A 20,932-nucleotide genomic window follows, 5' to 3' on the forward strand; every position below is an offset into this window, starting at 1 on the left:
CTCAGGCTCTGATGAAGACCAGGYGCCCGTCGCCATAGCCAGGGACGGAAAGACGGTAATCGGCACGCGCGACCGAGTCGTCGACCGCGGCGCGCAACTTCGCGAAATCGCGCGCCACCAGGTTGGCGCCCTTGAAGCGGGCGTCGCTCACGCCGATCTGGCTCAGCAGCAGCGGGGTCATGTCGCGGAAGAACGCGATGCCGCTGTCGACCATTTCCTGGCTCGGCGTGCCCTCCTGGATCGCGCGGCGGATGTCTTTCGGGTCGGCCTGGATCGCGCTGCCGCCCAGCATGCACAGCGCCGGCAGGTTGGCCGCAGCCAGTGCGCACAGGTTGCCGCCCTCTTCGGGTGAATACACCGCCAGCAGGTTCTGCTGGGTCAGGTGGGTGCTGTCGAATTTTTCGCCTTCGATCACGCGGAAAGGCACGCCCGGCATCCAGGCCTGGATGAAACGGCGCAGCGCACGAACGCCCTGCACCGGCTCGGCGGACCCGGCGTTGGGCTCGGCCACGGCCGGGCGGCTGAGCACATTGCCCACCGCGGCCAGCAGCTCGTGGTCGTGGAAGGGCTTGTGCACGATGAAGGCGGCGCCGTTGGTCAACGCCTGCTGCAGCAGCGCGGGCGTGGTCTCGGTGGTCACGAAGCCTATCGCCAGCTCACTGTGGCCCAGCTGACGCACGGTCTGCAACAGCTCGATGCCGCTCATGCCGGGCATGTGCCAGTCGGACACGATGAGGTTCGGCAACCCCCGCTCCAGCGCGTCGAGTGCGGCCTCGCCGGAGGCGACGGTCTCCACCTCGGTGCGCCCGAGCGCCTGGCTTTCGAGCACGCGCCGGATGATGGCCTGCATGGCCCGACTGTCGTCGACCACGAGCACGCGACGGGTCCCCACCGGAGTGGCGACCGCGCTCACGAGTGGACCTCCAGGGTGCCAGCGCAGCGGGGATACAAACAGCAGCGTGACATTTTTTGCATTCGGGAAGGCCCTTCACAACCAGGCCATGTCGCGGTATCGGCAACGCCAGCGGCCAGCTTGAGGGTCGCATGTCGCGAACGTGACAGGTAGGGCCTGYTAACGCAYAAATCACGGCCGCGCCGGGGTGCTCTGGGGATGCAGCGCTAGACGCCGGCAACGGCACGGGCTTGGTGCCCGWGCCGCKGCCGGYAACGACGCGATGCGCCCCARAGCACCCCGGCCCTTCGGGTGACCGKCCAGAGYGGGCGSAYTCGTTGTTACGAGRYCACCGACGTGGGATCGACCACGTCGATGWCCTCGCGCCTAGATTGCGCCCGCTCTGGACGGCCACGCGACCGCGATTTATGCGTTAGCAGGCCCTCGCGTTTCCATGGCGAGACGGTGCTCCCTTCTGGGCAAGTGGAGAGGTCTGTACGCCATCCGGCGTATTTCGTCACGGAGCTTGGCTGCCTACCCTGCRGGGCGTCTGTTTCAACCCCGCAGGAGTATCGCCACCATGAGCACGCACCGCCCATCTGCCCGCCCCCGCCGCCAGTTCGCTCGCCAGCTTGGCGCCGTGGCGCTGGCCACCGCTGCACTCAGCCTGCCGATGTGGGCCCAGGCCGCCGACACCATCAAGGTCGGCGTGCTGCACAGCCTGTCAGGCACCATGGCCATCTCGGAAACGGTGCTGAAGGACACCGTGCTGATGGCGATCGACGAGATCAACGCCAAGGGCGGCGTGCTCGGCAAGAAGCTGGAGCCAGTGGTCGTGGACCCGGCTTCGAACTGGCCGCTGTTCGCCGAAAAGGCCAAGCAGCTGATCACGCAAGACAAGGTGGCCGTGGTCTTCGGCTGCTGGACGAGCGTGAGCCGCAAGTCGGTGCTGCCGGTGTTTGAAGAGACCAACTCGCTGCTGTTCTACCCCGTGCAGTACGAGGGTGAAGAGCTGAGCAAGAACGTCTTCTATACCGGCGCCGCGCCGAACCAGCAGGCGATCCCCGCGGTCGAGTACCTGATGAGCAAGGACGGCGGCGGCGCCAAGCGCTTCGTGCTGCTGGGCACCGACTACGTCTACCCGCGCACGACCAACAAGATCCTGCGCGCCTTCCTGCACAGCAAGGGCGTGGCCGACGCCGACATCATCGAGGAGTACACGCCCTTCGGCCATGCCGACTACCAGAGCATCATCGCCAAGATCAAGAAGTTCTCGGCCGAGGGCAAGAAGACCGCGGTGGTGTCGACGATCAACGGCGACTCCAACGTGCCGTTCTACAAAGAGCTGGGCAACCAGGGCCTGAAGGCGACCGACGTGCCGGTCGTGGCCTTCTCGGTCGGCGAAGAAGAGCTGCGCGGCGTCGACACGAAGCCGCTGGTCGGCCACCTCGCGGCCTGGAACTACTTCATGTCGATCAAGAGCCCGGCCAACACCGAGTTCGTCAAGAAGTGGGGCGACTACGCCAAGACCAAGGGGGTGGCCGGCCACAAGGACAAGCCGCTGACGAACGACCCGATGGAAGCCACGTACATCGGCGTGCACATGTGGGCTGACGCGGTGGCCAAGGCCAAGTCGACCGACACCGACAAGGTGATCGCCGCGATGGCCGGCGAGACCTTCAAGGCGCCGGGCGGTTTCGTCAGCACGATGGACAAGGAGAACCACCACCTGTGGAAGCCGGTGTTCATCGGCGAGGTCAAGGCCGATGGCCAGTTCAACGTGGTGTGGAAGACACCGGGTCCGGTGCAGGCCGACCCGTGGAGCGACTACATCCCCGAGAACAAAGGCAAGAAAAACGTGCCCGAAAAGAAGAGCTGAGCGTAGCGTGATGCGGGGGCTGCGTCATCTGCTGCTGATCTGTGTCTTGTGTGCAGCGTCGTCAGCCTACGCGCTGACGGCGTTGCAGACCCGGGCCATCGCCGAGGGCGACACCGATGCGCGGGTGGCGGCCCTTGGCGCAGCTGCCGCGGCTGCCGAGCCGAGCCTGGCCACGTTCGTGCAGGCCTTGCTCGACGATGCGGTGAAGCTGACGCCGACGCAGGTGCTGGTCGTGGAGGGGGACAAGGCGGTGGACGCGGCGACCGGCGCAGCCACTGCCTTACCCAGCGACGCCGAAGACGTGGTCAACAACAACCGCATGCGCGGGGCGCTTCAAGCGACACTGGCCTCGTTGCGCCTGCTGTCGCCCGAGCGCAGCGTGCGCGCGGCGGCGCTGGATGAGCTGGGCAAACAGGCGACGGACGAAGCACAACTGCCTCTCATTGAGAAGGCCTGGGCCACCGAGAGCGACGCGGCGCTGAAGGCGCAACTGGGCCGCATGCGTGCCGGCGTGTTGGTCGCGAGCAGTGACCCGGCCAAGCGATTGAACGCGGCGCAGGCACTGGGTGAAAGCGGCGAGCCAACGGTCAAGGCGCTGCTGCTGGAGCGCCTGGCCGACGGCGTGGAACCCGACGCCGACGTGCGCGCCGCGCTGCGCCAGTCAATCGACAAGGTGTCGCGTCGGCTGGTCTGGGGCGAGCGGCTGGGCGTGGTCTTCACCGGCATCAGCCTGGGCAGCATCCTGCTGCTGGTGGCGCTGGGCCTGGCGATCACCTACGGGCTGATGGGCGTGATCAACATGGCCCATGGCGAGCTGATGATGATCGGCGCCTACGCGACCTATGTGGTGCAGAACCTGTTCCGGGCGCATGTGCCGGGTGCGTTCGACTATTACCTGTGGGCCGCGGTGCCGGCCTCGTTCATCGTCGCGGCACTGGTCGGTGCCGTGCTCGAACGCAGCGTGATCCGCTGGCTCTATGGCCGGCCGCTCGAAACCTTGCTGGCCACCTGGGGCATCAGTCTGGTGCTGATGCAGTCGGTGCGCACGCTGTTTGGTGCGCAGAACGTGCCGGTCGAGAACCCGGCCTGGTTGTCTGGTGGCGTCGCGGTGATGAGCAACCTGACGCTGCCGTTCAACCGCATCGCGATCATCGCCTTCGCGCTGCTGGTGCTGGCCGGCGTGGCGCTGCTGATCGCGCGCACGCGGCTCGGTTTGTTCGTGCGCAGCGTGACGCAGAACCGCCGCATGGCCGCGTGCGTGGGCGTCAACACGGCGCGCATCGACACCTATGCGTTCTCGCTCGGCRCCGGCATCGCCGGGCTCGCCGGTTGTGCATTGGCGCAGGTCGGCAACGTCGGGCCGGACCTGGGGCAGAGCTACATCGTCGACTCGTTCATGGTCGTCGTGCTCGGCGGCGTCGGCCAGCTGGCCGGCACCGTGCTGGCCGCGCTGGGCCTGGGCGTGCTGAACAAGGTGCTCGAAGGCTGGGCCGGTGCGGTGCTGGCCAAGATCATGGTGCTCGTCTTCATCGTCGTCTTCATCCAGAAGCGGCCGCAAGGCTTGTTCGCGATGAAAGGCCGGAGCGCCGAGGCATGAGGCGTGACCGCATGCCCGAAGCATCCGGGTCACTCGACATTCAGCCCGTGCAGGATCAGGCGTCGATGCTGCAGGCAGCCAACCGCCGCCGGTTGTTGACGCCGGCCGGCTGGGGCGGTGTGCTGTTGGCGCTGGCCCTTGTGGCGATCGCCGTGCCGCTGGCCAATCTGGTGGCGCCGGCGGACAGTGTGTTCCACCTCAGCGACTACGCGGTGGGACTGACCGGCAAGATCATGTGCTACGCGATCTGCGCGCTGGCGATCGACCTGATCTGGGGCTATACCGGCATCCTGTCGCTGGGCCACGGGCTGTTCTTCGCACTTGGCGGCTATGCGATGGGCATGTACCTGATGCGCCAGATCGGTCGCGACGGCAACTACGCGAGCGAGCTGCCGGACTTCATGGTCTTCCTCGACTGGAAGGCGTTGCCCTGGCACTGGGCCGGCTCGGGCAGCTTCGTCTTCCAGATGCTGATGGTGTTGCTGGTGCCGGGGCTGCTGGCGCTGGTGTTCGGCTTCTTCGCCTTCCGCTCGCGCATCAAGGGCGTGTACTTCTCGATCATCACCCAGGCGCTGACCTTCGCCGCGATGCTGCTGTTCTTCCGCAATGAGACTGGTTTCGGCGGCAACAACGGCTTCACCGACTTCAAGCGCATCCTCGACACGCCGATCGCGACACCGTCCACGCGCATGTTGCTGTTCGTGCTGACCGGCTGCGTGCTGATTGGCTTCTTCGTGATGGCGCGGGCCATCGTCACCAGCAAGTTCGGCCGCGTGCTGCAGGCCATCCGTGACGCCGAGAGCCGCGTGATGTTCACCGGCTACGACCCGCTGGCCTACAAGCTGGCGATCTGGACGCTGTCGGCGGTGATGTGCGGCGTGGCCGGTGCGCTCTATGTGCCGCAGGTCGGCATCATCAACCCGAGCGAGATGAGCCCGGCGGCGTCGATCGAGATGGCGATCTGGGCCGCGGTCGGCGGGCGCGCGACATTGATCGGCCCGATCGTCGGCGCCTTCTTCGTCAACGGCGCGAAGAGCTGGTTCACGCAGGTGGTGCCGGAGTTCTGGCTCTACTTCCTCGGTGCGTTGTTCATCGCGGTGACGCTGTTCTTGCCGAACGGGCTGGTGGGCTTGGCGAGCCAGCTGCGCCGAAAGAAGAAGGACGTTGCCGAATGACTCCCGAGCTGCAACAGGCTGGTGCCGAGGCGCTGCAACGTTGGCGCCAGAAGGAGCAGGTGTCGGCAAGCTCGGGTGGCCGCAGTGCGTCGTTCGGCCGCCTGGTCCACGCGCACGAGCCTGACTTCGCCCATGGCGTGGCGCTGTACCTTGACGACATCACCGTCAGCTTCGATGGTTTCAAAGCGCTGAATGCTTTGAGCCTGGCGATCAACGTCGGCGAGCTGCGTTGCATCATCGGCCCCAACGGCGCCGGCAAGACCACGATGATGGACGTGATCACCGGCAAGACGCGGCCCGACGTGGGCAGTGCCAGCTTCGGCCAGAACATCGATCTGCTGCGGCTGCGCGAGAACGCGATCGCGCAGATCGGCATCGGTCGCAAGTTTCAGAAGCCGACGGTCTACGAACAACTCAGCGTGTTCGAGAACCTTGAGCTGGCGTTGGCCGCCGACCGCCGTGTGCGCGCCAGCCTGTTCTCGCGGCTGACTGGTGCACAGCTGGACCGCATCGGCGAGGTGATGGAACTAATCCACCTGCTGCCCCAGGCGCAGCGCACTGCAGGCCTGCTCAGCCACGGCCAGAAGCAGTGGCTGGAGATCGGCATGCTGCTGATGCAGGACCCGAAGCTGCTGCTGCTCGACGAGCCCGTGGCCGGCATGACCGACGAAGAGACCGAGCGCACGGCGGAGCTGTTCCTCTCGCTCGAGGGCCAGCATTCGCTGGTGGTGGTGGAGCACGACATGAAGTTCGTCGAGCAGCTGACCGAAGGCTGGAAGAAGGTCACGGTGCTGCACGAGGGGCGTGTGTTGGCCGAGGGCACGCTGTCTGACGTGCAGGCGAATGAGCAGGTGGTGGAGGTGTACCTTGGGCGTTGATTCCACCTGCGGCGCTTGCGGCGGCAGGGTGGCAGCGGTGCCCCCGGTCGCCGGCCGCTCGCGGACCGCTGTTGGCAGACTGCGCGGCGCATCTCCATCAACAACGTGGTGCCCAGCCTTCGTTGGGGCGACCGCGAATGAAGGCCGGCGCCCGGAGTCACCACCGCCACCCTGCAGGCACCGCCGGTGGCGTGGCACGCAGTCGCCTGCCATTCGTGGTGCCTTGGCCGGTGGTTTGGGGTGCGTTCGCAGGCCTTCATTCGCGGTCGCCCCAACCGCTGCACGAGAACGCGGTGTCGACCGAGATCCCTCGGCAAGCGCACCCCGGCACCCCGCGAGCCAGGCCGGAGAACGTGCCCCAAGCCGCCGGCCCAGCTCGACCGTCGTACGCGGCTTTGCGTCAACGAACCGCCAACGTTCGAGGGACAACTGAGATGCTGGCCGTCGACTCTCTGAACCAGTACTACGGCGGCTCGCACATCCTGCGGGGCCTGAGCTTCGAAGCCAAGCTCGGCGAAGTCACGGTCGTGCTCGGCCGCAACGGCGTCGGCAAGACCACCTTGCTGAAGAGCCTCATGGGTGTGGTGCCCATCAAGAGCGGCACCATCAAGCTCGACGGCATTGACCTCACTCGAGCCACTTCGTACGAACGTGCGCGGTGCGGCATCGGCTATGTGCCGCAAGGCCGCGAAGTCTTCGGTCGTCTGACGGTGGAAGACAACCTGAGAATGGGCCTGGCGACGAAGCCCGGCGGTACCGCGATCCCGCCCGAGTTGTTCGAACTGTTCCCCGTGCTCAAGCAGATGCTCGCGCGCCGCGGGGGCGACTTGTCCGGCGGACAGCAACAACAGCTGGCCATTGCCCGGGCGTTGGCAGCGGGCCCGAAGCTGCTGATCCTCGACGAGCCGACCGAGGGCATCCAGCCCAGCATCATCAAGGACATCGGCCGCGTGATCCGCATGCTGGCCGACCGCAAGACGATGGCCATCGTGCTGGTCGAGCAGTACTACGACTTCGCCGCCGAACTGGCCGACCAGTACCTGGTGATGGAGCGCGGCGAGATCGTTGCCCGCGGGCGCGGCGCTGACATGGGCACTGACGGTGTCCGCGCGCGCATGTCGATCTGATGACCGGATCCTGGGCCGCGGAGGAATCGAGTTAGACTGGGCCGGCATAAAACCGGAGGATCCACCTTGTCATTCATGATTTCGCGCGCGCTGGCCGCGCTCGGCCTGTCGCTGGCTTTGTCTGCCCAGGCCGCACTGCCGACCTACCGCATCGACTTCGTGGACCTTCCGACGCCGGGCTGGTTCAAGGACGACCAGCCGATGGCGTTGAACGACCGCGGCGAGGTGCTGATCCTGCGCCCCTACTGGCAGCGACTCACCTATGTGGTGTGGACGCCCAAGACCGGCGCGCTGCACCAGTGGCACTCGCGACCTGACGCCACGCTCGCCTACGCCTTCAACACGGCAGGGCAGGTWGGCGGCACGCTGGCCGACGAGACCGCGTTCGTGGGTGATCGGCAGGGCGGCGTGCAGGCGCTTGGGGCTTTGAGCCCAGGCCGGCACAGTGACGTCAAGAGTCTGAACAACCTGGGCATGGCGGCCGGCAGCAGTGGCGCGGCCGACGGCCAGTCGCACGCCTTCGTCTGGAGCGCGGCCGACGGCATGGTGGACCTGCATCCGGCTGATGCATCGGAGAGTGGTGGGCTGGACATCAACCGCAACGGCCAAGTGGCCGGTTTTGTGGTTGGAGCCAACGGCGAACGCCATGCGGCCGTGCTGGCACGCGGCGCGGCACCGCAGGATCTGGGCTGCATCGCGACGCAGGCCGATGAGGCCGCCAGGTGCCGCAGCGAAGCCGTGGCGCTGAACGACCGTGGCCAGGTCGTCGGCAACATGAACCCGTTCGAAACCAGCCGCGCCTTCGTCTGGTCGGCCGTCAAGGGGCTGCGTGAGATCAAAGCGACCCATGGTGGGCACACGTTCGTGATCGACATCAACAACGCCGGCCAGGTCGTGGGCCGTCAGTGGCAAGACGGCCAAAACGAAACCGCCTTCTACTGGGACGCCACCCACGGTACGCGCGAGCTGTGGAGTCTCGTCGACGCGGCTGATCCGCTGCGCAACGGCTTCACCAGCTTCTTCCCGACCGCCATCAACCAGCGCGGACAGATCGTCGGCCAGGGCATCGGGCCGGCCGGAGTTGGCACTGTGCTGCTAACGCCAGTGCGCTGAGCCCGTCTGGCACCGAAGCGCCTGCGGCGTCGAAGACGGGGCACTAGGGATGGCCCCGCGCCATACCTGTCGATACCCTGCGCGCCGCGGCGGGCGCGTTGTCCGTTGCGTTTCGTGAAGACAATTGACATGAAGAACGCAAGAACCATCCGGACGCTCGGCCTGTTGCTGGCCAGCCAACTCCTTGTCCCGGTCGCCATCGCGGGGGGCGTGGCACTGAACAAGAACCTGCTGACCAATGGCGGCGCCGAGGCCGGCTCGGCATCGCCCGACGGCTACACCGTGGTCGACGTACCCAAGTGGACCGCCGAAGGCGACTTCACGGTGGTGGTCTACGGCACACCGGCCTTCCCGGCCTTGGACAGCCCGGGACCCGCCGAGCGCGGCATGCAGTTCTTTGCCGGTGGGCCGAACAACGCCCAGTCGTCGATCACCCGCACGCTGAACCTGAAGCCGCTGGCCGTCGACATCGATGCCGGTACCGTGCGCGGCACGCTGTCGGGCTATCTGGGCGGCTACTCCACGCAGAACGATCATGCCGACCTGGCGGTTGTCTTCCTCGATGCGGCTGGCGCTGAGCTGCGCAGTGTCAGCCTGCTCACCGTCACGTCGACCGACCGTGGTGGCGTGACCGGCTTGCTCAAGCGCAAGGCCGTAGGTGATGTGCCGGTGGGTGCGCGCTCGGCCCGCGTGACGCTGGTGATGACCCGCACCGAAGGCGCCTACAACGACGGCTACGCTGACTCGTTGTCGCTGGTGCTGGCGAAGAAGCCCTGATCGGGGCCGCCATCCGCCCGGCGCTGCTGGGCGGATGGAGATGCTTCGGTCTGTTCGAAGCATTGTCCGGTCGCGATACTGAGCGGCATGGACGAACAAGATTTCGCACGCGAATTCGGCTCGCTCTACCGCGAGTTGTACCGGGTCGCCGTGCGCCGCATCGACGACAGCCGCGACAAGGTATCGGCCGAGACGACGGCCCTGCTGCTGCACCTGGCGCAGACTGGGCCGATGACGTTGTCCGAGATGGCGCAGCACTTCGGCCGCGCGATGTCGACGCTGAGCGTCAAGGTAGCCGCGCTCGAAGCGCAAGGCTGGCTGAGTCGGCAGCCTGATCCGACCGACGCCCGTCGCGCCGAGATCTGGCTCAGCCCCGTCGGTCGTGCTGTGCTTGACGAAGCGGTCGACGTGCTCGACACGCCGCGTCTGGCGGTGGCTGCGGAAACGCTGGACGCGGTGCAGCGCGCTGCGCTGTTGCAGAGCTTGCGCCAGCTGATCGCCGCGGTGCCGTCACCACACGCTGCAGCCGTGGCGCCCCCCGTTTCTTCACCCCCCGAGGACCGATGACCATGAGCCATTCGTGTGAGAGCTGCGGCATGTCGATCGAGAGCGGCCGCTACTGCCCCTACTGCGTCGACACCAGCGGCCAGCTGCAGGACTTCGACACCCGCTTCGAGCGCATGGTGCAGTGGGCACTGCGTGAGGACAAGGGTCTGGACCGCGCGACCGCCGAGCAGCGCACGCTGGCCTACATGGCGCGCATGCCAGCCTGGGCGCAGCACCCGCGCGTGGTGTCGGCCACGGCGGGTTGACGCGAACGGCCGCTCAGGCGGCTCGCTTCATTGTGTCGCCTTCGATGCCAGGGCGAGCGCGTTCGAGCATGCGCCGCGCCAGTTCGCCCACGCGCTGCAGCGCCTGCTGCTCGGCCGGGCCCCAGCCGCGGCCCAGGCCCAGCCGTACGCAGTGGTCGTAGCGCTGGCTGGTGCTGAACATCGGGCCGGGCGCGATGCAGATGTTCTCGCGCAACGCCGCTTCGAACAGCTCGACCGCGCACAGGCCGGCTGGCAGCTCCAGCCACAGGATGAAGCCGCCCTCGGGTGAGGTGACGCGGGTGCCGGGCGGAAAGCTGGCGCCAATCAAGCGCCGCGCTTGCTGGATACGGTGGCCGATGGTCGCGCGCAGTTGGCGCAGCGCCTGTTCCAGCCCCGGCTGGCTCAGCGCCTCGGTCATCGCGTGTTCGATCAGCTCGGTGTRGCCGCCGCTCAGCGCGCTCTTCAGGCGCCGCACCTGGGCCGACCAGCGGCCGGCTTCGACCCAGCCCAGCCGCAGGCCCGGCGCCAGCGTCTTCGAGAACGAGCCGCACAGCATCACCTGGCCGGTGGTGTCGAACGACTTCAGCGCGCGGCGGCACTCGGCGCGCTCGTGCAACTCGTTGTAGAGCACGTCCTCAATGATCGGCAGATTGCGCGCACGGGCCATTTGCACCAGCGCGCGGCGGGCCGTCAGCGGCATCGTCGCGCCTAGCGGGTTCGACAAGGTCGGCACCGTCAGCAAGGCCTTGACCGGCTGCGTGTCCAGCGCCAGCTCCAGCGCCGGCAGCGACAGCCCGGTGCGCGGGTGCGTCGGGATCTCGAGTGCCCGCAGGTGCAGGCTTTCGAGGATCTGCAGCAAGCCGAAGTAGGTCGGCGATTCGAGCGCCACCACGTCGCCCGGTTGTGTCACCGCGCGCAGGCACAGGCTGATCGATTCGAGGCAACCGTTGGTGACCAGGATGTGGGCCGGGTCCAGGCTGCAGCCCAGGCCTAGCGCGCGCCGGGCGACGGCTTCGCGCAGTGGCGCCACGCCGGGCGTGAACGGGTAGCGCGCGAGCGAGGCTTGGTGGCGCTGCATTGCGCGCGCCATGGCGCGGCGCAGTTTGTCGGTCGGGAAAAGGTCGCCGCCAGGGCAGGCGGCGCCGAAGGAAACAATGGCCGGGTCCGACGCGGCGCCCATCACGCGCTCGACCAAGTTGGTGACTCCGACCGCTTGCGATTCAGTCGGCGGTCGGGTGATCTCGGGCACCGCCAGTGCGAGCGCGGGCCGGCGCCGCGGTGGGGGCGGCATCGCCGAAACAAAGTAGCCCGAGCGCGGCCGCGCCTCGATCAGGCGCTGGGCTTCGAGTTCGCGGTAGGCCTGCAGCACCGTCGACAACGACACGCCTTGCTGCTGCGCCATGTGCCGCACCGAAGGCAGGCGATCGCCGCGGTGCAGCGCGCCCGAGTGGATCAGCGCGGCGATCCGCTCGCACAGCTGGCGGTAGATCGGGGCTTCCGGGGCGGCTGCGCGGGCAGCGTTGGACTGCGGCTCCATGGCTTGATTGTGCGGTGCGACATCGGCCTTGAACCGGTACAGATGGCCACGCAAGCAGCCGGTACAGATGCTCAGACACCCGGGGTGTTCGCAGTTTCCGGCCCACTCTGTGCCTTGGCGCGCGGCCGCACGGCGCCTACCGTGAGGGCCATGAACCTGATCCAGCCCACTCCGCTGCAGCGGCCTTTGCACCTGATGCCGGGCCGGGCACTGCACTTGTCGCCCCGGGCCGAGTCCGGCCGCCATGATCTGCGCCGGCTGTGGCCCCGTCAGACMGCAGTGGGCTGCGTGACGCTGCAGGTCTTGCGTGGCGGCGTGTGGTTGACCTGGCCGGGCTGCGAGGACGATGTCTTCCTGCACGCTGGCCAGTCCTGCGAGTTGCCGCCCGCCCCATGGGGCAGCCCGCTGGCGACCATCGACGGCGTGTTGGTCGAAGCGGAGCCGCGTTTGTCGCTGGCGCCGGCCGTGGTGTGGCTGGTGGCGCGGTACCCGCAGCCCTTGAACACCGGTCTCGGCGCGGTGCTGCGGACGCTGCGCACCTGACGTCAGTTGTCGGCGTCGAAGACCACCGAGCGGCCGCGGCCCTGGCGCTTGGCCTCGTAAAGCGCGGCATCGGCCTGGCGCAGCGCCGAATCGATGTCGTGGTCATCGGCAATCACCACCGCCGCGCCAAGGCTGATGGCGCACGGCAGCTCGCGGCCGTCGAACAGCAACGGCACTGCGGCCACCCGCACCGGGATGCGCGCAGCCACCGCGCGCACGTCGCTCGCCCCGCTCAGCAGGATCGCGAATTCGTCACCGCCGATGCGGGCGAACAGGTCGTCACCGCGCAATTGCTGCCGGCCCAGGCGCGCCAGGTGACACAGCATCGCGTCGCCGGCGGCATGGCCGTGGTTGTCGTTGACCTGCTTGAAGTGGTCGATGTCGAACAGCAGCACCGCCATCGGCCCGCGCACGGTGCGCGCCTCGGCCAGCTGTGCGCTGGCCCGCTCGATGAAGCAGCGCCGGTTCAACAGGCCGGTCAGCGAGTCGGTCTGGGCCAGCTCGCGCAGGCCATGCTCCAGCCGCTTGCGCTCGGTGATGTCGAAGATCGCGCCGGCTTGGCCTGCCACGGTGCCCTGGCCGTCGTGGAACACCGCTTTGTGGAAGATCACGTCGTGCAGGCTGCCGTCGGCCCACTTGACCTGGGCCTCGTAGACCTGCCGGCCGCCGCTGGCCAGCAGCTTGCGGTCGGCCTGGTCGTAGACAGCGGCCAGCTGCGGCGGCGCCACGTCGTACACCGTCTTGCCGATGATCTGCTCGCGCGGCAGGCCGAGGAAGTCGACAAAGGCCTGGTTGCAACCGGTGTAGCTGCCCTCGGCGTTCTTCGCGAAGATCGGMGCCGGGATGTTGTCCAGGCTGGCCTGCATCGCGTGGACTTGCGCGCGCAGGGCCTGCAGATCGGCGAGCGCGCTCGATGGCCGGCCGGCCTGAGCTCGGGCACGGCGCAGCGCGCGGGCCAACGCCTGCAAGTCGGTGCCGGCCACCGCATCGAAGGCGCCCAGACGCCACCACATGTCGGCGTCGCCGTCGGCCCCCGGGGGCAGCAACGCCAGCCACGGCGTTGCCAGCACCGCGCCGACCTGCAGCTGGCGCAGAGCGGCCTGTGCTTGCGCCGCCTCAGTCACGTCGACCAGCAGCAGCGCGTCGGGTTCGGCCAGCAGGCCTTGAAGCTCGGCCAGCAGGCCGGCACCGCCCGCCGCCACATCGGCAAGTGGCCAGCGCTGGTGTGCTCCCACGGCGTCCAGCCCTGGCGGCAGGGCAGACGCAGACGCTTCGAGCAACAACAGCAAGGCAGTGGGCGTTAGCGAAAAGACTCCCTGATTGTGCAGCCGGCGGCGCTGCGGGGCATAGACTGCGCGGCCTGATGACAGTGCACACGAATCCACATTTGCCCGCACCGCCCGCCCCGCGCGTGGTGGTGATCGGCGGCGGCCCGGCCGGCCTGATGGCCGCCGAGGTGCTGGCCGCCGGCGGCGCCCAGGTCGACCTGTTCGACGCGATGCCTTCGGTCGGCCGCAAGTTCTTGCTGGCCGGCAAGGGCGGGCTGAACCTGACCCATTCCGAAGCCCTGCCGGCTTTCGTCGGCCGCTATGCCGAGCGCGCCGACGACGTCGGCCGCTGGTTGCAAGTCCTCGGGCCACAAGACCTGCGCGACTGGGCGGCGGCCTTGGGCATCACTACCTTTGTCGGCAGCTCGGGTCGTGTCTTCCCCGCAGAGATGAAGGCCGCGCCGCTGCTGCGGGCCTGGCTGCACCGGCTGCGCGCGGCCGGCGTGCGCTTTCACATGCGCCACCGCTGGTTGCCCGGCGGGCTGGCGCCCGTCGACGGTGTGCACCATCTCCGCTTCGAATCGCCCGCCGGCGAGCAGCAGGCTGAAGCCGACGCGGTGCTGCTGGCGCTCGGCGGCGGCAGCTGGGCCCGGCTCGGCTCGGATGGTGCTTGGCTGCCGGCGTTGCAGGCCGCGGGGCTGGACTGCGCGCCGCTGAAGCCGTCGAACTGCGGCTTCGACATCGGCTGGAGCGAGCACCTGGTCGCCAAGCACGCCGGCGCACCGCTGAAGGGCGTGCTGCTGGACTTCACCGACCGGCTGGGCCGCCAGTTCCGCCGCAAGGGCGAATGTGTGCTGACCGCGACCGGGCTCGAAGGCAGCCTGGTCTACGCCGCCTCGGCGTTGCTGCGCGACGAGATCGAGGCCAATGGCAGCGCCACCCTGCAGCTGGACCTGCTGCCGGAGCGCCCGCTGGATGCCCTGACCGAGGTGCTGGCCCGAGGCCGCGGCGCCCGCTCGCTGGCCAACCACCTGAAGGAACAGGCCGGGCTGCACGGCGTCAAGGCCGGTCTGCTGCGCGAAGGCGTCGACAGCGCGGAATGGAATGAACACTCGCGTGACGCAGCCTGGCTGGCGCAGCGCATCAAGGCCTTGCCGCTGACACTGCGCGCCGCGCGGCCGATCGACGAGGCGATCAGCAGCGCTGGCGGCGTGCGGCTGGAGGCGCTGGACGAGGCGTTGCGTTGGCGCGCACACCCGAGCGTCGCTTGCGCGGGTGAGATGCTCGACTGGGAAGCACCGACGGGCGGCTACTTGCTGACTGCCAGTTTCGCCAGCGGCGTGGTCGCGGCCCGAGGTTTGCTTGCGGGGTGGCAAGCTCGCGCCGGCTGACGGCGGCGTGCGAGACTCGACGCCGATCTCTCCAACTGCGGAGCCCGTCATGACCTCTGGCAACGAGCAGGACGACGCGCTGATGTTCGAGTTGGCGCCGGTGTCGCTGTGGCTGGAAGACTTCAGCGGCTTGTCCCGCCTGTTCGCCCAATGGCGTGAGCAAGGCGTGAGCGACCTGCGCACCTACCTGCGCGCCGACCGTGCCCGCATCGCGCAATGCACGCGCGAGCTGAAGGTGCTCAAGGTCAACCGACGCACACTGGAGCTGTTCGCTGCGCCCGACCAGCCGACGCTGCTGGCGAACCTGGACAAGGTGTTCCGTGACGACATGCTGGACCGCCATGTCGAGGAGCTGGTGCAGCTGTGGAACGACGCGCTCAGCTACACCAGCCAAACGGTCAACTACACCCTCGACGGCCGCCGACTCGACGTCAACCTGCAGGTGCGAGTGCTGCCCGGCCACGAGCAGGGCTGGGGCCGCGTGCTGCTGTCGCTCGAAGACCTGAGCGCACGCGAACAAGCCCGCCAAGCGCTGCAGCGCAGTGAGCGCTATGCGCAAGGCTTGTTCGAGCATTCGCCGGTGTCGCTGTGGGTGGAAGACTTCAGTGCCGTCAAGCGCCTGCTCGACGAGGTGCGCGAGCAAGGTATCGAAGACTTCCGCATCTTCACGGATGTGCACCCCGAGTTCGTCGACAGGTGCATGGCCGAGATCCGCGTCATCGACGTCAACACGCAGACGCTGACGATGTTCCGCGCGCCCGACAAGTCGACGCTGCTGCGGCGCCTGCCCGACATCTTTCGCGATGAGATGCGTCGCCCCTTCACCGAACAGCTGATCGACCTGTGGGCCGGCAAGCTGCACCAGCAGCGCGAGACGGTGAACTACGCGCTCGACGGTGAGATGCTGCATGTGCACCTTCAGTTCGCGGTGCTGCCGGGGCATGAACACGACTGGTCGCTGGTGCAGGTGTCGCTGACCGACATCACCGCCCGAAAACGCGCAGAAAGCTATCTCGAATTCCTCGGCAAGCACGACGCACTGACCAAGCTGCGCAACCGCTCGTTCTTCGACGACGAACTGAACCGGCTCGAGCGCAAGCAAGTCCAACCCGTGGCGATGCTGGTGATCGACCTGAATGGCCTGAAGCAGGTCAATGACGAACGCGGCCACCGTGCCGGCGATGCGTTCTTGCGCCGCACCGGCGAGGTGCTGGCCAAGGCCACGCAGGCACCAGCCACGGCGGCCCGCATCGGTGGCGACGAGTTCGCGGTGTTGATCCCGGGCGGTGACGAGCACGCGGCCGACAGCTACCTGGCGACGCTGCACGAGATGGTCGAACTGAACAACCAGTTCCACAGTGGCGACCCGCTGCGCTTGTCGGTCGGCACCTCGGTCTCGCAGGCCGGCGAGAGGCTGGAGGCGGCTTTGCACCGAGCCGATGCGCAGATGTACCGCCAGAAGAAGGCCTTCCACGCGAACGCCGAATACGATCGAAGAAAGGATCTTGCCGAATGACGATTACTGTCCATCACCTGAACAACTCGCGTTCGCAGCGTGTGCTGTGGCTGCTCGAAGAGCTGGAGCTGCCCTACGAGATCAAGCACTACCAGCGCGACCCGAAGACGATGCTGGCGCCGCCGGAGTTGAAGGCCGTGCACCCGCTTGGCAAGTCGCCAGTGGTGACCGACGGTGCGGCCACGCTGGCCGAATCCGGCGCGATCATCGAGTACCTGCTGGACGCCTATGGCGAAGGCCTGCTGCGGCCTGCGGCCGGCACACCGGAGCGCCTGCGCTTCACCTACTGGCTTCACTTCGCCGAAGGTTCGGCGATGAACCCGCTGCTGATGAAGCTGGTGTTCAACCGCATCCTGACGTCGCCGATGCCATTCTTCGCCAAGCCGATCGCCAAGGGCATCGCGAAGAAGGTGCTGACCGGCTTCGTCGACCCCAACATCCAAAGCCAGCTCGACTACATGGAGGCCGAGCTCAACAAGAGCGAATGGTTCGCCGGCAAGAAGTTCAGCGCTGCGGACATCCAGATGAGCTTCCCGCTCGAAGCGGCGGCGCAGCGCGCGGGGCTGGATGCGAGCCGGCCGAAGTTGATGGCGTTCTTGAAGCGCATCCATTCACGTCAGGCCTACCAACGTGCGTTGCAACGGGGCGGGCCTTATGACTTTGCGCGGGACTGAAAGGGCGAAGTCGCGAACCGGCGTGGCGGGTTGATGCGTGCCTCTGCAGWTGGCGTCTTGGCGAAGGCAGGGGGCCGCCCCTCCTCGCGTTAGACGTTCCTCACGGCGGCCCCCTGCCTTCGCTACCACCGTCGGCGGCGTGGCAGCGCGTTCGATCTCCTGCGTCGTAAGGCACCACATTGCGCAGCGGACGGTCGGAATGGGTCCGGGTGAGCGTCTAACGTGATCCCGGGCCCGTTCCGTCCGGCCGCCTCGCCACCCCTCTGCACGCCACCAATTAATCAGCGCGCCGCCGCTTCGAAAAAAGAAAAAAGGGCGGGGATCAACCCGCCCTTGCAAATGCTCGGCACTGGAACCGAGCGAGGAGTGTCCCCTAACCGGATCTCACATCTTCACGCGCAGCGTGAGGTAGTACTGGCGGCCGTTCTCGTAGATCGACCGAGGCTGATCTTCGTTCAGCGCGAAATACTTCAACTTGGGATTGTTCAGGTTGCGGCCGTCGAGAGAGATCGAGAACGTGTCGTTGATCTTGTAGCCGAACGTGGCTGACAGGTTGCCCACGTCGTCTTGCGAGAAAGCGGTCGAGCGATCCAGGCCGCTGTAGAACTTCGAGCGGAAGCTGTAGTTCACGCGGGCGCTGAAGTAGTCGTTCTCGTACGAGCCGCCCAGGCTGTAGGAGTTCTTCGACGCACCGACCAGCGGCTTGCCACCCGACTCGTGCGCGTCCACGTAGGTGTAGTTCGCCGTCACCGAGATGTTGGACGTCACCGGCTGTTCGTAGGCGATTTCGAGGCCGCTCGCCTTGCCCTTGGTGTTCACCGGCACCGTCAGGTCGTAGGTGTCGAGCTGGCCCTCGGGGTGCAGGTTGCTGAAGGTCAGGAACTCCTTGCTGACCCGGCCGTAGCCGATGTAGCTCGCGAGGTCCATGTAGAACGCACCGGCCGACAACAGCGAGCGCGGAGCGAAGTACCACTCCAGCGTCGCATCGAAGTTGTTCGAACGCACCGGTTTCAGATCGGGATTGCCGCCGCTGCCGCTGCCGTTGACGCCGTCCGCCGCCGGCGGCGACAGGGCCACGACGCCGGCCAGCGCCGAGTAGTCGGGGCGCGTCATCGTGCGTGATGCCGAGAAGCGGGCCACCAGATCCTTGCTCAGGTTGACGCGCAGGTTGGCGCTCGGCAGGGCGTCGCTGTAGGTGTGCTCCGTGACGACCGGCAGGAACGGGCCGAAGGCCGACGTGGTGATCGCCCCGGGTGTGGCGGCGCTGACAGCCGTGTTGTTCAAGACACGCTCGCGGGTTTGCACGAGGCGCATGCCGACGTTGCCCGACCAGCCATCGCCGGACAGGTCACCCTGCACGAAGACGGCGTTGCTGCGTTCGCTCAAGCCGTATTCCGAGTTCCAGTCCTCACGCGAGCCGTCCTTTGCACGGTTGGTGAACTTGTCGTTGTAGGCGCCCAGTTGTGCTGGCGAGTAGAACCAGACATTGCGCGGGAAGGTTCCGCCCAGACCGCCGCCGAAGTTGTTCGGGTACTGCGAGTAGCCGCCAGTCGGGAAGTTCGCTGGGTCGAACGGTGACTGCGTCCCCGCAGGACAGAAGTACTGCTGCGACCAATCGAAGGCCACCGTGTTGCCGGAGGAGTCTTTGCACGCAGGGCCCTGGCCGACAACGCCATGCGACTCGCGGCTGTGCCTGGCGTTGCGTACGCCGAACTTCACACCCGACAGCACGCCGGCGTCGAGACTCAGTTCGCCGTCGAACTGGAACCAATCTTCCTTGTCCCGCACCTTGACGAACTGGTCACCGAAGATCCAGCCCAGCGGTACACCAGCCGGGCTGGCATTGTTCGCGTTGCCGAGCGACCAGTCGGCCGCGTGGTCGGTGCCGTTCAAGCCCCAGCCGCCGCCGGCGCCAACGCCGGTGTTCCATTCCGCCACGTCCTGCGTCGGCGTTTCGCCGGTGCCACGCGTGGTGCCGATCTTGGTCAGGAAGGTCAGGTTCTCTGTGGCGCGGACCTTGGCGTCGAAATTGAGGAACGACGAATCCGCCTTCGAGTCGGGGCGCGAGATCTGGTCATACACACCGTACTGCGTGCCCGCCACGGGCGCGAAGTTGGCCGAGACGAGTGTGCCGTTGCGCACCACATAGCCTGCATCAGGCGACTGGCCGGCACCCTTGTTGATGAAGTGCGTGTTCCACAACAGGTAGTTGCGGTTGTAGTTCGGCGCATCCATCTTCGACGCGAAGCCGGTCAGGTCGAGCATCAAGTCTTTCGACGGCTTGAGCTGCACGTCGATCAGACCGCCCGTGCGAGTGCGCTCCTGCTCGAACAATGCGGCGCCGATCATCGTTGGGTACCAGACGCCGGCCAGATCCGGGTGCAGGTTGGCAACGGCGCTGCCAGCAGCGATTTGCTCGTAGCCCAGCAACTCCTGACCGTCGCGACGCAGGTGACGCTTCTCGGAGAACGCCTGGGCCAGGATGCCGAAGGTGTTGGACTCGTTCTTCCAGTTCAGCAGCGCACTGAGTTGGGGATCGGTCTTTTCGGGCAGGTCTGCATAGACCACGCCGACATTGCCTTCCAGCGTGAGCGGGTTGCGGAAATCCAACGGCTTGCGCGTCAAGATGTTGACCGTGCCGACCACGCCGCCCTCGATGTCGCTCGCCTGCGCGCTCTTGTGGATCACCACCTGGCCGACCAGTTCCGAGGGCAGCAGCGAATAGCTGACGCTGCGCCCGACGGTTCCGGTCTGGTTCAGCACGAACCAGTCGCCCGACGACACGGCATGGCCGTTGATCATCGTCTGCGTCAGGCTGGGGTTGGTCCCGCGCATGCTGACGCGGTCGTTCTCGTCGAAGCCGCCCTCGTTGGCGCCGGCTGAGCTGATCGTCACCCCGGCAACGCGCTGCAGCGAATCAGCGACGTTCTTGTCCGGCATCTTGCCCACGTCTTCGGCGGTGATCACCTCGACATGGGTGTCGGCGTCACGCTTGACCTGCAGCGAGCGCTGCATCGACCCGCGGATGCCGATCACCTCGACGCGCTCAACCTTGTCATCGCTGGCCGCTGCCGGCACCGCCGCAGCCGTCGCAGGCTGCGGGGCCGTCTGTGCAAGCGCTGCGGTGTGAAGCAGGAACAAGGCCGTCGCCGCGGCGATCGGTGTGAGTTGCGCTTTCATGGATCCCTCCAGAGCAGATGTGGACAACTGATGCGTACCAATGTACGACCAATTAATGCCACTTAGCTACCACTTTTTGCTAGGGGAAATGCCTTAGGTGAGCCGCTGGTCTCGTGTCCGGACTGCGCGCCGCCCCGGCCAGGGTCGCCAGACGCCGTATTCCGGTGCATCTGGTATGACTTTTGGTGCGCTATTGGTATGTAAGACCCAAGTGGTCGCGATTCGGGGTGTCGAGAGCTTCGCGAAACTGAGCTTGTTCTCGGAAATGGCCCGCAGGCCCGCGCGGCGAGGTTGAAGCACACGACGGCCCCGAGCGGCCTTGAAGCCCCGCAGTCAGCCCGGGGGCGACGGTCTTTCATGTCGACCGCCTGCGCTTAGCCGACAACGCGCCGACGCGCCGGGACCCGACTTGAATACCAGTTCAGTCGTCACCGACCGGGGCACTGATTGCTGTCTGCGCGAGCCAGTGTTGTTCCAAGAGGAAACCCGCGTTTCTACTAGGTGGTACCACACTGGCACGTATTGGTATCATAGTGGCATGCATCGTTGCGTAAGGGACTGTAATGCCACTGC

The 20,932-nt window shown here is 66.9% G+C and carries 17 protein-coding genes; 13 read left to right on the forward strand and 4 right to left on the reverse strand.

Annotated features, from left to right (window positions below; all coding sequences use genetic code 11):
• Position 1: 1 nt before the first annotated feature.
• A complete protein-coding gene (locus AC1DYI_RS01895) occupies positions 2–913 on the reverse strand; it encodes a response regulator (RefSeq protein ID WP_477202386.1) in 912 nt (303 codons plus the stop codon).
• A gap of 559 nt (positions 914–1,472) precedes the next feature.
• Here AC1DYI_RS01895 and urtA point away from each other — a divergent pair.
• From urtA to AC1DYI_RS01940, 9 genes are all read left to right on the forward strand, one after another.
• Positions 1,473–2,771 carry an urea ABC transporter substrate-binding protein gene (gene urtA / locus AC1DYI_RS01900; protein WP_477202387.1) on the forward strand — a complete coding sequence of 433 codons (1,299 nt, stop codon included), beginning with the start codon at positions 1,473–1,475 and terminating at the stop codon, positions 2,769–2,771.
• A gap of 10 nt (positions 2,772–2,781) precedes the next feature.
• Complete coding sequence (gene urtB / locus AC1DYI_RS01905) at positions 2,782–4,368, forward strand: urea ABC transporter permease subunit UrtB (RefSeq protein WP_477202388.1); 1,587 nt, start codon at positions 2,782–2,784, stop codon at positions 4,366–4,368.
• Positions 4,369–4,433: 65 nt separating this feature from the next.
• Positions 4,434–5,543, forward strand: a complete 1,110-nt coding sequence (gene urtC, locus AC1DYI_RS01910) for an urea ABC transporter permease subunit UrtC (RefSeq protein ID WP_477202409.1) — start codon at positions 4,434–4,436, stop codon at positions 5,541–5,543.
• Positions 5,540–6,421, forward strand: coding sequence for an urea ABC transporter ATP-binding protein UrtD (gene urtD, locus AC1DYI_RS01915; RefSeq protein WP_477202389.1), 882 nt, complete (start codon positions 5,540–5,542; stop codon positions 6,419–6,421). Before urtC ends, urtD begins: the two co-directional genes overlap by 4 nt.
• A gap of 434 nt (positions 6,422–6,855) precedes the next feature.
• Complete coding sequence (urtE, locus tag AC1DYI_RS01920) at positions 6,856–7,548, forward strand: urea ABC transporter ATP-binding subunit UrtE (protein WP_477202390.1); 693 nt, start codon at positions 6,856–6,858, stop codon at positions 7,546–7,548.
• Positions 7,549–7,614: 66 nt separating this feature from the next.
• On the forward strand, positions 7,615–8,661 hold the full coding sequence (locus tag AC1DYI_RS01925) for a hypothetical protein (RefSeq protein WP_477202391.1): 1,047 nt from the start codon (positions 7,615–7,617) through the stop codon (positions 8,659–8,661).
• A 129-nt stretch (positions 8,662–8,790) separates the two neighbouring features.
• Positions 8,791–9,438 carry a PEP-CTERM sorting domain-containing protein gene (locus tag AC1DYI_RS01930; protein ID WP_477202392.1) on the forward strand — a complete coding sequence of 216 codons (648 nt, stop codon included), beginning with the start codon at positions 8,791–8,793 and terminating at the stop codon, positions 9,436–9,438.
• 87 nt (positions 9,439–9,525) lie between these two features.
• Positions 9,526–10,005: a MarR family winged helix-turn-helix transcriptional regulator gene (locus AC1DYI_RS01935; RefSeq protein ID WP_477202393.1), complete on the forward strand. Its 480-nt coding sequence runs from the start codon at positions 9,526–9,528 to the stop codon at positions 10,003–10,005.
• Between the two features lie 2 nt (positions 10,006–10,007).
• A complete protein-coding gene (locus tag AC1DYI_RS01940; protein WP_477202394.1) occupies positions 10,008–10,250 on the forward strand; it encodes a hypothetical protein in 243 nt (80 codons plus the stop codon).
• Positions 10,251–10,263: 13 nt separating this feature from the next.
• Here the strand turns inward: AC1DYI_RS01940 and AC1DYI_RS01945 are convergent, their stop codons facing one another.
• Entirely contained in the window at positions 10,264–11,787 is a 1,524-nt protein-coding gene (locus AC1DYI_RS01945; protein WP_477202395.1) for an aminotransferase-like domain-containing protein, read from the reverse strand.
• Between the two features lie 150 nt (positions 11,788–11,937).
• On the opposite strand from AC1DYI_RS01945, the gene AC1DYI_RS01950 reads away from it, so the two are divergent.
• Entirely contained in the window at positions 11,938–12,330 is a 393-nt protein-coding gene (locus AC1DYI_RS01950) for a DUF2917 domain-containing protein (protein WP_477202396.1), read from the forward strand.
• Positions 12,331–12,332: 2 nt separating this feature from the next.
• Here AC1DYI_RS01950 and AC1DYI_RS01955 read toward each other — a convergent pair whose 3' ends face one another.
• Positions 12,333–13,619, reverse strand: coding sequence for a GGDEF domain-containing protein (locus tag AC1DYI_RS01955; RefSeq protein ID WP_477202397.1), 1,287 nt, complete (start codon positions 13,617–13,619; stop codon positions 12,333–12,335).
• Positions 13,620–13,693: 74 nt separating this feature from the next.
• Between AC1DYI_RS01955 and AC1DYI_RS01960 the strand changes: the two genes are divergently transcribed.
• From AC1DYI_RS01960 to AC1DYI_RS01970, 3 genes are read left to right on the forward strand one after another with little or no spacing between them, the layout of a single operon-like run.
• Entirely contained in the window at positions 13,694–14,989 is a 1,296-nt protein-coding gene (locus AC1DYI_RS01960; RefSeq protein WP_477202398.1) for a TIGR03862 family flavoprotein, read from the forward strand.
• Between the two features lie 49 nt (positions 14,990–15,038).
• Positions 15,039–16,505 carry a sensor domain-containing diguanylate cyclase gene (locus AC1DYI_RS01965; RefSeq protein ID WP_477202399.1) on the forward strand — a complete coding sequence of 489 codons (1,467 nt, stop codon included), beginning with the start codon at positions 15,039–15,041 and terminating at the stop codon, positions 16,503–16,505.
• Positions 16,502–17,179, forward strand: coding sequence for a glutathione S-transferase (locus AC1DYI_RS01970; protein ID WP_477202400.1), 678 nt, complete (start codon positions 16,502–16,504; stop codon positions 17,177–17,179). Before AC1DYI_RS01965 ends, AC1DYI_RS01970 begins: the two co-directional genes overlap by 4 nt.
• A 384-nt stretch (positions 17,180–17,563) precedes the next feature.
• Here AC1DYI_RS01970 and AC1DYI_RS01975 read toward each other — a convergent pair whose 3' ends face one another.
• The gene (locus AC1DYI_RS01975; RefSeq protein ID WP_477202401.1) at positions 17,564–20,359 is read right to left on the reverse strand and encodes a TonB-dependent receptor; all 2,796 of its coding nucleotides are present in this window, start codon (positions 20,357–20,359) and stop codon (positions 17,564–17,566) included.
• Positions 20,360–20,932: the final 573 nt, after the last annotated feature.

The organism is Ideonella sp. P3_A4, assembly GCF_056403075.1.

What these genes read in the sequence shown, in the direction of transcription:
- urtA (WP_477202387.1), top strand. Translation starts at nt 1,473, where the DNA reads ATGAGCACGCACCGCCCATCTGCCCGCCCCCGCCGCCAGTTCGCTCGC.
- urtC (WP_477202409.1), top strand. Translation starts at nt 4,434, where the DNA reads ATGCTGCAGGCAGCCAACCGCCGCCGGTTGTTGACGCCGGCCGGCTGG.
- urtD (WP_477202389.1), top strand. Translation starts at nt 5,540, where the DNA reads ATGACTCCCGAGCTGCAACAGGCTGGTGCCGAGGCGCTGCAACGTTGG.
- urtE (WP_477202390.1), top strand. Translation starts at nt 6,856, where the DNA reads ATGCTGGCCGTCGACTCTCTGAACCAGTACTACGGCGGCTCGCACATC.
- AC1DYI_RS01930 (WP_477202392.1), top strand. Translation starts at nt 8,791, where the DNA reads ATGAAGAACGCAAGAACCATCCGGACGCTCGGCCTGTTGCTGGCCAGC.
- AC1DYI_RS01935 (WP_477202393.1), top strand. Translation starts at nt 9,526, where the DNA reads ATGGACGAACAAGATTTCGCACGCGAATTCGGCTCGCTCTACCGCGAG.
- AC1DYI_RS01940 (WP_477202394.1), top strand. Translation starts at nt 10,008, where the DNA reads ATGAGCCATTCGTGTGAGAGCTGCGGCATGTCGATCGAGAGCGGCCGC.
- AC1DYI_RS01960 (WP_477202398.1), top strand. Translation starts at nt 13,694, where the DNA reads ATGACAGTGCACACGAATCCACATTTGCCCGCACCGCCCGCCCCGCGC.
- AC1DYI_RS01965 (WP_477202399.1), top strand. Translation starts at nt 15,039, where the DNA reads ATGACCTCTGGCAACGAGCAGGACGACGCGCTGATGTTCGAGTTGGCG.
- AC1DYI_RS01970 (WP_477202400.1), top strand. Translation starts at nt 16,502, where the DNA reads ATGACGATTACTGTCCATCACCTGAACAACTCGCGTTCGCAGCGTGTG.
- AC1DYI_RS01975 (WP_477202401.1), bottom strand. Translation starts at nt 20,359, where the DNA reads ATGAAAGCGCAACTCACACCGATCGCCGCGGCGACGGCCTTGTTCCTG.